Source organism: Salipaludibacillus neizhouensis, from assembly GCF_002886185.1.
Classification (GTDB): domain Bacteria; phylum Bacillota; class Bacilli; order Bacillales; family Salisediminibacteriaceae; genus Salipaludibacillus; species Salipaludibacillus neizhouensis.
In genome coordinates, this window is the sequence record NZ_KZ614146.1 from 427,164 (window position 1) to 439,223 (window position 12,060).

The following is a 12,060-nucleotide window of genomic DNA, read 5'->3' on the forward strand; positions in this document are numbered from 1 at the left end:
AAGATACGACTCATTTGAGTCCAAGGAGGAGAAGATACTGTGTTAGTTTCCTATCAATGGTTAAAAGAATATATCGATATAGATGATTTATCACCGCAGGAAATAGCTGAAAAATTAACGAGAAGTGGTGTAGAAGTCGATGCAGTTACAGACTTAAATCAAGGGATTACAAATCTTGTAGTCGGCAAAGTGTTGGAGTGTGTGAAGCACCCTGAAGCAGATAAGTTAAATTTGTGTCAGGTAGATGTTGGTGAAGGGGAAGTTGTACAAATTGTTTGTGGTGCAAAAAATGTCGCGGCCGATCAATATGTTGCGGTTGCAAAAGTAGGGGCTAGACTTCCTGGAGGTATGAAAATTAAACGGGCAAAACTTAGAGGAGAAGTATCCGAAGGGATGATATGTTCTCTTCAAGAATTAGGTTTTGAAAGCAAACTTGTCGCGAAAAAATACAGCGAGGGGATTTTTGCATTCCCACAGGAAATGGTTGCTGGCGAAGATGCATTAGCACCATTAGGTTTAAACGATACGGTACTGGAACTGGATTTAACACCAAACCGGGCAGATTGTTTGAGTATGATCGGTGTTGCTTATGAAATAGCAGCAATTCTGGGACGCGAGATCACTCTTCCGATACCAGCGGTCGTTTCCTCAGGTGAGAAAGCTAGTGACTATATTTCTGTAAATGTAGAAACAAGTGGAGATAATCCATACTACGGAGCAACGATTATTCGCGGTGTAAAAATAGGCGAGTCTCCTTTATGGCTTCAGACAATCTTGATGGCAGCCGGCATTCGTCCGATTAACAATGTTGTCGATGTGACGAATTATGTTCTTATGGAATATGGTCAACCGTTACATGCATTTGACTTAGATCGATTTGGCTCGGCGGAAGTAGTGGTTCGTCGTGCACGTGAAGGGGAAAAAATGGTTACCTTGGATGATGCAGAGCGGACATTATCAGGGGAGCATCTAGTTATCACCAATGGTACAGACCCTGTTGCAATCGCTGGTGTCATGGGTGGGGCGACATCTGAAGTGCAAAATGATACCGAAAATATATTGTTGGAGGCTGCTTATTTCAATGATACTACCGTTCGGAAAGCTTCAAAAGATTTAGGCTTACGAAGTGATGCAAGTTCTCGATTCGAAAAAGGTATTGATCCAAATCGTGTAGCAGAAGCAGGAATCCGGGCAACTTCACTCATTCAGCAGCTTGCTGGTGGACAAGTTCTAAAAGGTCCTGTGGAGTTTGATGAACTAGATCGCTCATCCAATGAAGTGACGATATCATTAGCTAAAATTAATGGCGTACTCGGAACAGATTTAAAGGTGAGTGATGTAGAGGATATTTTCACTAAATTACAGTTTTCTGTGAAGGAAAAAGACGGTACGTTTACGGTAGCTGTTCCAACTAGACGTCAAGATATCACTATTGAAGCAGATATTGTGGAAGAAGTAGCTAGACTATATGGATATGATAATATTCCAACAACATTACCTAATACACCTTCAACACCCGGTGGATTAACCGAAGTTCAATGGAAAAAACGTAAGGCTCGCCGTTTTCTGGAAGGTGTCGGATTAGATGAGGCAATCAGCTATTCGTTAACGAAAAAAGCGAAGGATGATCACTTTACTGAGGAAAGTGTACATCACGTTGATGTAGCCTTGCCGATGAGTGAGGATCGAGGTTCACTGCGAACAACCCTTCTTCCGCATTTATTGGATGCGTTAAGTCATAACAAGAACCGCAATCAATATAATGTTCATTTGTATGAAATTGGTTCGGTTTTTCATTCAAAAGAACAAACGATAACGGTCCAGCCAGAAGAAAAGACGTATATCTCTGCAGCCTTCATGGGATTATGGCAAGAGCATAGCTGGCAAGGCGAGAAAAAAGTCATTGATTTCTTCGTTGTCAAAGGTATTTTAGAAGGTCTATTAGCTGAATGGGACATTTTAGATATTCGATTTGCACAGACTGCTGATAAGAAAGGTTTTCACCCTGGCAGAACAGCTTCAATAATGATTGATGGCAAGGAAATTGGGATCGTTGGACAGATTCATCCTACGGTTCAGAAAACATGGTCTTTACCGGCTACGTATGTATTCGAATTGAACGTGTCTGAGTTAGTTAACGCCAATAACGACACACTTCGTTACCAGCCTATTCCAAAATATCCTGCCATTGACCGGGATATTGCATTAGTAGTTGATGAGAAGCTCACCTCTGGAGAAGTTGAACAAGTAATCAGAGAGTACGGCGGAACGTTGCTGACTCAAGTAAATGTGTTTGACGTATATCAAGGGGAGCATTTAGAGACTGGTAAAAAATCGTTAGCTTTTTCATTACGTTATCTTGATCCTGAAAAAACATTGACGGATGCTGAAGTAGTTGCCGTTCATAACAAGGTTCTCGAGGGATTAGAAGAGAAACTAGGCGCTACGTTAAGAGCTTAAGCCAGTAAATGAATGCAGTATCATTTAAAATAAAGACTTGAAGTACTTTCAGTTCTGTGATACAAATATTGACAGAATCAAAATTAAATATTTTCACTCTAGGGGCGCTTTCAAAGCTGAGAGAGACATTGGTCTTAACCCTTATAACCTGATCTAGTTCGTACTAGCGTAGGGAAGATGTGTATTCATTAGAACGGAAACAATTCACCTCAAAACTGAATTGTCATTCTCTATTGACTTTGTTTTAAACCACTTCTTTCTCTATCAGAAGTGGTTTTTTTGTATTTTTTTACAAATGCTCTAAAACATTTTCTTTTAGAGATTGGTATTTTCATTTGAACAGAGAAGCTCGAATCCGCTCGTAGGCGGACGCTTTCCGCGGGCAATGCTTCAGCCTCCTCGGACCAAGACCGTCCTTCAGGGTCTTCAGCTATTGCTTTTCCCGCAGGAGTCGCCGCCATCGCTACTTCGAGTTTTTTCGAAAATAGAAAGATTACGTAGATAATCTTTCTGAAAAATTGTTGTTTGGAAGAATCCGTGAGACTCCTGTGGAAGAATGATCCAAGCGAGACCCTGCAGAGCGTAGTTTGCTCGAGGATGCTTGCGGATCATCCTCGGAAAGGGAGCGGTAATTCTTTCAAACAACCTTCGATTATGACAAAGCAACAAAGTAGAAAAAAGACACGAAGTTTTTTAAATACCGTAATGCAGTTTTTCTTAAAATGGAAGGATGATTTTTTTGAGAAATGACGTTGATTTTTTGAAGCAAAAGGTAGAGGAAAGACAAGGGGAATTACTTGATTTGGTGAAAACGTTAATCACGTATAAAACACCAGCTCCTCCAGCTAGAAATACACAAGAGGCACAAGAATATGTCGGTGCACATTTGAAAAAGTTAGGTTATACGGTAGATATGTGGGATGTGTACCCGAATGATCCAAACGTGGTTGGTGTTTTAAAGGGCACGAACACAGGTAAATATAAAAGCCTAATTATTAATGGTCACATGGACGTGGCAGAGGTGAGCCCTGACGAAAAGTGGATAGGTGATCCATTTATCCCAGTTGAAGAGAATGGCCACTTGATTGGCCGTGGGGCAGCTGACATGAAAGGCGGATTAGGGTCTGCATTATTTGCATTACAACTTTTGAAAGAATACGAGATTGAACTGCCAGGGGACATCACTTTGCAGTCAGTTATTGGGGAAGAGGTGGGAGAAGCTGGAACACTCCAATGTTGTAAATGTGGAAAAGGGGCGGAGGCAGATTTTGCGATTGTCGTAGACACTAGTGACTTACATATTCAAGGCCAGGGGGGCGTGATAACAGGTTGGATCACAATCAAGAGTAACCAAACTTACCACGATGCTACGCGAAGAAATATGATCCATGCTGGAGGAAAGTTAGTTGCTGCCAGTGCTATCGAAAAGATGAGTAAAGTCATTCAAGGACTACAGGAGCTTGAACGGCATTGGGCGATCACCAAAAGTTATCAGGGGTGCCCACCTGGTACAAATACGATTAATCCTGCAGTAATTGAGGGTGGACGACATGCGGCTTTTATTGCTGATGAGTGTCGGTTGTGGATTACAGTACATTATTATCCTGACGAAACATATGAAAAAGTTACTAAAGAAATAGAAGAACATATTCTCAATGTTTCAAAAGGAGACCTATGGCTGAAAGATAATCCTCCATCATTTACGTGGGGAGGAACGTCGATGATCGAAGACCGGGGAGAAATATTCCCTTCACTTGAAGTCGACTCGAAGCATGCAGGTGTCCAATTGTTGTCACAATCTCATTACCGAACCTTTCATGCGGAAGCGAAGATAGATGTATCGCCAACTGTTACAGACGGGGGATGGTTAGCAGCAGAAGGTATCCCAACAGTCATTTATGGACCTGGAGATCTAACGAATGCACACGCTGTGAATGAAAAAGTATCGATTGATCAATTAGTAGACTTTACAAAAGTTTTGCTGGAATTTATTTATACATGGAGTCACAAGGAAAAAGAGGAGGAGAATCTAAATGGCCTTTAGTCATCGTCTACATGAAAAACTATTACCAATCTGGAGAAAAAATCACGCTCACCCATTTGTCCAAGGAATAGGAGATGGCACACTCGATAAAGAAAAGTTTCGATTTTTTATGATTCAAGATTATTTATATTTAATTGATTACGCAAAATTATTTGCATTAGGAGCAATGAAGGCAAAAGATGTGGAAACGATGGGTAAGTTTGCGGAACTGCTAGATTCTACGCTTAATGAAGAAATGTCGCTGCACAGAGAATATGGCATGAAATTTGGTATTACTGCAAAAGAATTCGAACAGGCAAAACCATCACCAACGACTTTAGCTTACAGTCACTATATGCTCCATGTTGGTCAAAACGGGACACTTGCACATTTAGTAGCTGCTGTCCTGCCGTGCATGTGGAGCTATTGGGAGATTGGGAAAGAACTAAGTGAAATACCAGGAGCCAAAGAGCATGAGTTTTACGGGGAATGGATTCAAATGTATAGCTCAGAGGAGTTCGGACAATTAGCGGAGTGGTGTATTGAACTACTGGATAAATTAGCAGAGAATACCACGGAAGCGGAAAAAACCTACTTAGAAGAAATCTTCCTTAACACAACTCGGTTTGAATATATGTTTTGGGATATGGCTTACAATCAGGAAATGTGGCCGACAGATGAGTAATTCTGCGCTGGAATTTAAGGACATGAGTTTTGGATACCCTTACGAGAACGATTTATTCATGGAATTAAATGTCGCTGTTCAACCGGGTGAATTCGTGAGCATTATTGGTGCAAGTGGTTCCGGAAAGAGCACGCTCTTTAAATTAACGGTAGGGCTTGAAGAACCAACAAGAGGATCGATTAGATTAGATGGAGAAAAAAAGGCGAACCGGTTAGGACATGTAGGATATATGCCACAACAGGATTTGTTGCTTCCTTGGAGATCGATACTGGACAATGCTGCCTTGCCTTTGGAAATAAAAGGGGTTAGCAAAAAAGAAGCTCATAAGCGAATCATTCCCTTACTTGATGAATTCGGACTGAATGGAACAAGAGACAAGTTTCCATCGGAATTATCTGGGGGGATGCGGCAACGTGTTTCCTTTCTAAGGACTGTTCTGAGTGGTTCGCCGATTCTTCTGTTGGATGAGCCATTTAGCGCCTTAGATGCCATAACAAAGGTGTCTATGCAAGAGTGGCTTCTGCAGCAATGGGAAAAACAAGGCTCAACTATTATTTTCATTACTCATGATGTAGATGAAGCGTTGTTCTTAGCAGATAGAGTGTTTGTGTTAACCGAAACACCCATCAAGGAACTGAAAGAAGTGACGGTGCCTTTAAATCGTCCTCGGAGATTGGAAGATCTTTATTCTGCGGATCTGTTAGAAGTAAAAAAAGATTTGATGTTTGAATTGAGGTCGACAATCACATGAAAACAACATGGAAAGATTTTCTTGCTCCACTAAGTCTAGTGATCCTTTTATTCGTTTTATGGGAGTGGATTGCTAGATTGATAGGGATGACATTTATTTTACCGTCCCCGATTCAGGTATTAGGGAAGTTGTGGGAAATCAAGGGAATTCTTTTTCTTGTTCACTTCCCAGCGACACTGTTAGTCATCGTAACCGGTCTTTTTATATCCGTTGTCTTAGGAGTCGGCCTGGCTGTTTGGATGAGAGCAAGTAGAATCGCCGAAAAAACATTTTACCCGTTAATGATTTCGTCTCAAACGATTCCCATCATTGCTTTAGCGCCAATCTTTGTACTTTGGTTTGGATATTCCTTGTGGAGCAAGGTGGCAGTTACAATTTTGATTACTTTCTTTCCGATTGCTGTGAATACGTTTGATGGGCTTCGATCCAGCAGTAGAGAATTCAAAGATCTGCTGTTGACAATGGGGGCAACAAAAAAGGATTTATTTTTAAAACTGTACGTACCATCTGCAATCCCTCATTTTTACTCAGGCTTAAAAGTTGCGGTCACTTTAAGTGTGATTGGTGCGGCAATTGGAGAATGGTTAGGAGCGCAGGCAGGACTTGGTTACTTTAGTCGCAGAATGATGACTCAATTTGACGGTGCAGGTGTATTCGCACCAATCGTCATCTTGTCGTTTATTGGTATTAGTTTATTTTTAGGTGTTACTTTATTAGAAAAAATAACGTTAAAGTGGAGGGAAACAGAATGAAAAAGAGTTTATTAGGTTTGGTGTCCGTCTTTACGGTCAGTATGTTAGTTGCGTGTGCAACAGAGGAAGCATCAGAAGGTGGAGGTAGTACCGAAACTTCTGAAGAAGAGTTGACTGAGATAGATGTTATGTTGGATTGGTATCCGAATGCAGTGCATAGTTACTTGTATGCAGCAATTGAAAATGGCTATTTTGCAGAGGAAGGGTTAAAGGTCAATATTCAGTTTCCTGCTAATCCGACTGATCCGATTAACTTAGCGGCATCCGGGCAAATCACATTAGGAATTACCTATCAACCAGACGTAGTCACAGCAAGAGCGAACCAAGATGTTCCGATAAAATCAGTCGGTGCTATCGTACGTTCGCCGTTGAACCGAACAATATTTTTAGAAGACAGTGACATTGAGTCTCCTAGTGATTTAGCAGGGAAACAGGTGGGATATCCCGGAATTCCATTGAATGAAGCGTTAGTTCAAACAATGGTTGAAAACGACGGTGGTAATTTTGAAGAAGTTGACATGGTCGATGTGGGATTTGAGCTTGGATCCTCGATTGTAAGCGAGAAGGTCGATGCTGTAACTGGCGCGTATATTAATCATGAAGTTCCCGTTCTAAGCCATGAAGGACATGAAACCAGAAATTTTAACCCTACAGATCATGGTGTACCAAGTTTTTATGAATTGGTTTTTGTAACAAATGATGATACGTGGGAAGAGGAAAGAGAATCCATTGAAGCATTCTGGCGTGGTGCCACAAGTGGCTATGAATTTACGCGTGATAATCCTGAGAAAGCTTTGGAAATTCTTCTCAGTAACCAAGATGAAGCCAACTTTCCATTAATAGAAGAAGTTGAAAAAGAGAGTTTAGAGATTTTGTTACCACTTATGGAATCCGATCAAGGTTTTGGCAGCCAGGATGAGGAATCATGGCAAGAAACGATCGATTGGATGAAAGAGTCTGGTTTAATAGAGGAAGAACCGTCATTGGATGAAATTTTTGTTGATATTGTAGAATAGGTCATAGAAAAAGAGGCTTCATGAAAAGATTTTTTTCTCATGAGGTCTCTTTTTTGTAGGCAAGTTTAGACTCAGACCATGTTTTCTTAATGGAGAATGTTGTGGCTTTGAAATACAGTTTGATATTTATTAAAGTCTGATCGTATATTTAAAAGTTGATATGCAGGATTTTTTCTTGTTCAACAAAAGAGGCCAGTTTGTTGAAGAGTAGTTCACAAGTTTTTGAGAATAAATTGGAAAATTTATGTTAAAATGATAATAGAAAATGTGGGATATTGTGAATATTTTCACTTAGACTATTACGGAGGATTGTTGAAGAACAAGTTGTAATTATACAATTAAAAATAAAAACAAATGTTTTATTTTTTTAGAAGTATTATTGCAGTTGTAATATTCTAATAAATTGTTTGGGAGGAAATAAATTGAATAAAACATTAAGACAATTTGAAAAAATGATTGATAATATTTTGGAATTAAAAGAAATATCTGAAGAATAATTATGTGAACCTATTAAAGAAGGGAAATGGTCAATCATACAAATTGTGGGTCATTTATACTATTGGGATAAATTTAATCTTGATAAGATGGTACCGTATATGACTGAAGGTGCTGATTTACCAACTTTCCCAGACCATGACCAACATAATGAAGAAGCTATGTCTTTTATTAAAGACTATTCAGTTGAGTCTCTTATTGATAGTTTTGTACTCACTCGAAAAGAACTTATTGAAAAAATTTCAAGAGTTGGGAAAGATGTTAGGTTTACCATTGGTGGTGGAAAAAGGAAATTCTCAGGAGGAAGTTTTATAAAAATATTTATTAAGCACGATGCACACCATCAAAAACAAATTAATGAAAAATCACTAAAATAATAATAACATTTTTCTGTCTTGTTGTTCAGCTAACTGGGAGAATCCTTCAATCAAGGGAATTCAATTTTCTTATTGAACTAATGAAGCAGTTTAATAATTAATAACTCTTATCGAGAGGTGGAAAAAATTGAAGGCAGATGCTGTTTTTGAAGGTGGCGGGGTAAGGGGAATTGCTTTTATTGGAGCGATTCAAGCAATGGAAGAGGAAAAAGTAGAATGGGAAAGACTGGCTGGAACATCAGCGGGAGCCGTAATAGCTGCTCTTTTGGCAAGCGGCTATAAAAGCTATGAAATTAGAGACCGGCTGAGTGAAATTGATTTCTCAAAGCTTCGAGGTAGGACGATACTGAATCGAGTTCCCATTTTTGGCATCTTTTTAGAACTAATAGTTCATCTTGGAGTTTATAAAAACGATTATTTGGAAACATGGGTGGATACACTACTTTCAGAAAAAGGCATTAAGACATTTGCGGATCTTCCGGATGGAAAGTTGAAGATTATTGCTTCTGATGTTTCGAGTGGGCAAATGCTTATTTTGCCAGATGACTTGGATCGCTATAGGATGACTCCTGCTGATTTAAAAGTTTCAACTGCTGTTATGATGAGTGCATCTTTACCATTTTTCTTCCGTCCGGTTATTTGGAAGTCAAAAGATCGCAACAAATCCTACATTTTAGATGGTGGTTTACTTAGTAACTTCCCAATATGGATATTTGACACAGACAATCCTCGTTTTCCAACGTTCGGCTTCCATTTTGTGAAAGATGAAGTTAGCATAGATGCTGTTATACCAACGCCGATACACCTTTGCAAAAATATATTTAAAACGATGCTTCAAGCCCATGATTTACGACATATGAACGAAGAAACGTTTGAACGCACGATTCAAATTCCGACTGGTGACATCATCGCAACTGATTTTGAACTGAATGAGGATGAAATCGATTTTCTCTATAAATCAGGCTATACTTCTACAAAAGAATTTTTGTCGAAGTGGGATTTTGAACAATATCAGGCCAAACGAATACAAAGATGATTAAATTAAGTAGAAGAAAGAAAACGCTATCGCTTCAAAACGGTTGCCATACCCCTTATAATAAGATTTGAAGATTGCCAACAATCAGGCGCAAATCTGTAATAAGAATTGCGCCCTTTCTTGTGTGCCCGGCATGTCTAACAACTTGGTGGTGAAAGTCCACTACAGACTTGGTAGTAGGAACTGTTAGCGGAAGGCAAGGGTGTCCATCGTGAGGTGGAATCTGAAGGAAGCCGGAAGCAAAATCCTGAGGTGACGAACAGAAATTGGATATAAGGCTGAATAGAGAAGGATGAGTTTGCATAACAAAATGAAGTCCTATACTACCCAAATCTCTTACAGTAAATCCAGCACCTATATGGGAGGAAAGTGGTTAGACTTACCCGGGGAGGTCTTACAAGGGTTCCCGACAAGAGGGAAGGAATTTCCCACAGGAACAATCATGACAGTGATGGCTTGATGAATTGTAAGAAGTCAGCCGAAGCCATAGTAGTCCAAAAAGAGGATGAAGGGCTGAACAATAGTAATCTTGGAAGCCGTGGAGGTGAGAGAAATGCAAAGATCACAGACAACATCGAAAGATGGCTATCTACAAGAGAATAGGATGGAATCCGAAGGTACAGTAGAAGTGTGTAGTATTTCTCACGGTGAAACGGAAAGAAGAGATGGTGTGAGTCATCTGATAAATAAAGTAGCCAGTCGCTCAAACTTGAACCAAGCTTATAAAAAGGTGAAGGCTAACAAGGGAGCTGCTGGAGTTGATGGAATGACTGTGAATGAATTGTTTGCTTATCTCGTTCTCAACAAAGAAGAACTTATAGAACAGATAAAAACAGGTTCATATGAACCACAACCCGTCAGACGTGTGGAAATACCAAAACCGGATGGATCAAAAAGAAAACTTGGCGTACCAACTGTACGTGATCGACTTGTTCAACAGGCAATTCTTCAAGTGATCGAGAAGAAAATAGATCCGACGTTTTCGGATAGTAGTTTTGGTTTTAGACCTAATCGTAGTGCTCACGACGCAATGAATTGTGCGAAAGAATACTACAAACAAGGATATCGAACAGTAGTAGATATCGATATGAAACAATATTTCGATACGGTTAATCATGACAAACTCATGTTTCATTTGGAAGAGCACATTAAGGATAAAATAATCCTTACACTTATACGGAAATTCCTAAGGAGTGGTGTGTCTATTAATGGAACAATTGTCCCTACTGAAATTGGTGTACCACAAGGAGGAAATATTTCACCGATTTTAAGTAATCTCTTCCTTGATCAATTCGATAAAGAATTAGAGAGTCGTGGACACCAATTCGTCCGGTATGCGGATGACTGTAATATCTACGTAAAAAGTAGAAAAGCAGGAGATCGTGTCATGAAAAGCGCCACGACATTCCTTGAGGAGAAACTAAAACTTACCGTTAATCGTGAAAAGAGTGAAATAGGAAGCCCCACGAAACGAAAGTTTCTAGGGTTTTGTCTACACGTCACAAGAAAAGGTGTAGGATTTCGCCCTCATCAAAAGTCGAAAAGGAACTTTGAGATAAAGCTTAGACAGCTAACCGAACGAAACCGACCGGGTAATATACGACAGGTTATCAAAGAAATTAATGAGGTAACAACGGGATGGATCAACTACTACGGGATTAGTTATATGAAAGGCTACATCAAAAGTACTGATCAATGGATCAGACGACGGATTAGACAAATCATATGGAAACGTTGGAAAAAAGTGAGGACGAAGTATAAAAGTCTTATCACTCTCAAAGTACCCAAACAAAAGGCTTGGGAATGGGCAAACACACGGAAGGGTTATTGGCGCATTGCGTGTAGTTTTATTTTACACCAAGCCATTACAAACAAAATTCTCGAAGAAATTGGTTTAAAGAACTTAAACCACATCTTCGAGAAAACACACTCAAACTATTGAACCGCCGTATACGGATCCGTACGTCAATTATTAATAAATTTTGTTTTTTTGCATGAAAATGGATGCCTTTTGTCGAATCTCTATATCAAAGGAGATGAGTGTGTATGCCTTATATTGTAGGTGAAGATAGACATCAAATTTATTTACTGCCAAATACGTTGGACGACTTTGTAAATGAAGAAAATCCTGTCCGAGTTATCGATGCTTACATCGATAGTTTGAACCTAGAGGAATTGGGATTTCAAGTATATTCGGGCATCAAAGCTGGGCAAAAGCCTTATCGTCGAGAAGACTTACTTAAGCTCTATCTTTACTGTTATATGAATGGCATTCGTTCCTCTCGCAAAATGGAAACCGAAACGAATAGAAACATTGAACTAATGTGGCTAATCAGCAAGCTCCAGCCTGACCACGGCACTCTATCTGCTTTCATGAAGAATAACAAAACTGCAATAAAAAAGCTGTTTAAAGAGTTCACCTTAATGTTAAAAGGTTTCGGGTTAGTCGATGGTCAAATCGTCGC

General features: G+C 39.6%; 10 protein-coding genes and 1 riboswitch. All 10 genes read left to right on the forward strand.

What is annotated here, in order from left to right; genetic code table 11:
* Positions 1-39 precede the first annotated feature (39 nt).
* Positions 40-2,460, forward strand: coding sequence for a phenylalanine--tRNA ligase subunit beta (gene pheT, locus CEF18_RS01865; RefSeq protein ID WP_110934909.1), 2,421 nt, complete (start codon positions 40-42; stop codon positions 2,458-2,460).
* A gap of 90 nt (positions 2,461-2,550) precedes the next feature.
* Positions 2,551-2,652, forward strand: a riboswitch (TPP riboswitch).
* 547 nt (positions 2,653-3,199) lie between these two features.
* The gene (locus tag CEF18_RS01880) at positions 3,200-4,504 is read left to right on the forward strand and encodes an acetylornithine deacetylase (protein WP_223292206.1); all 1,305 of its coding nucleotides are present in this window, start codon (positions 3,200-3,202) and stop codon (positions 4,502-4,504) included.
* Positions 4,494-5,168 (forward strand): thiaminase II, encoded by a 675-nt coding sequence (tenA, locus tag CEF18_RS01885; protein ID WP_110934913.1) that lies wholly within the window; start codon positions 4,494-4,496, stop codon positions 5,166-5,168. Before CEF18_RS01880 ends, tenA begins: the two co-directional genes overlap by 11 nt.
* Positions 5,161-5,919 (forward strand): ABC transporter ATP-binding protein, encoded by a 759-nt coding sequence (locus CEF18_RS01890; RefSeq protein ID WP_110934914.1) that lies wholly within the window; start codon positions 5,161-5,163, stop codon positions 5,917-5,919. The genes tenA and CEF18_RS01890 overlap by 8 nt, the downstream gene beginning before the upstream one ends.
* Entirely contained in the window at positions 5,916-6,671 is a 756-nt protein-coding gene (locus tag CEF18_RS01895; RefSeq protein ID WP_110934915.1) for an ABC transporter permease, read from the forward strand. The genes CEF18_RS01890 and CEF18_RS01895 overlap by 4 nt, the downstream gene beginning before the upstream one ends.
* Positions 6,668-7,687 (forward strand): ABC transporter substrate-binding protein, encoded by a 1,020-nt coding sequence (locus tag CEF18_RS01900; protein WP_110934916.1) that lies wholly within the window; start codon positions 6,668-6,670, stop codon positions 7,685-7,687. Before CEF18_RS01895 ends, CEF18_RS01900 begins: the two co-directional genes overlap by 4 nt.
* Positions 7,688-8,196: 509 nt before the next feature.
* Positions 8,197-8,559, forward strand: coding sequence for a DinB family protein (locus tag CEF18_RS01905; RefSeq protein ID WP_223292345.1), 363 nt, complete (start codon positions 8,197-8,199; stop codon positions 8,557-8,559).
* Between the two features lie 127 nt (positions 8,560-8,686).
* A complete protein-coding gene (locus tag CEF18_RS01910) occupies positions 8,687-9,595 on the forward strand; it encodes a patatin-like phospholipase family protein (protein WP_110934917.1) in 909 nt (302 codons plus the stop codon).
* Between the two features lie 553 nt (positions 9,596-10,148).
* Positions 10,149-11,537: a group II intron reverse transcriptase/maturase gene (ltrA, locus tag CEF18_RS01915; RefSeq protein WP_190238672.1), complete on the forward strand. Its 1,389-nt coding sequence runs from the start codon at positions 10,149-10,151 to the stop codon at positions 11,535-11,537.
* Positions 11,538-11,641: 104 nt separating this feature from the next.
* A partial coding sequence (locus CEF18_RS01920; RefSeq protein WP_223292207.1) for a transposase occupies positions 11,642-12,060 on the forward strand: 419 nt, incomplete at its 3' end.

Coding starts and splice junctions, on each gene's coding strand:
- CEF18_RS01890 (WP_110934914.1), top strand. CDS start 5,161: ATGAGTAATTCTGCGCTGGAATTTAAGGACATGAGTTTTGGATACCCT.
- CEF18_RS01895 (WP_110934915.1), top strand. CDS start 5,916: ATGAAAACAACATGGAAAGATTTTCTTGCTCCACTAAGTCTAGTGATC.
- CEF18_RS01900 (WP_110934916.1), top strand. CDS start 6,668: ATGAAAAAGAGTTTATTAGGTTTGGTGTCCGTCTTTACGGTCAGTATG.
- tenA (WP_110934913.1), top strand. CDS start 4,494: ATGGCCTTTAGTCATCGTCTACATGAAAAACTATTACCAATCTGGAGA.
- ltrA (WP_190238672.1), top strand. CDS start 10,149: ATGCAAAGATCACAGACAACATCGAAAGATGGCTATCTACAAGAGAAT.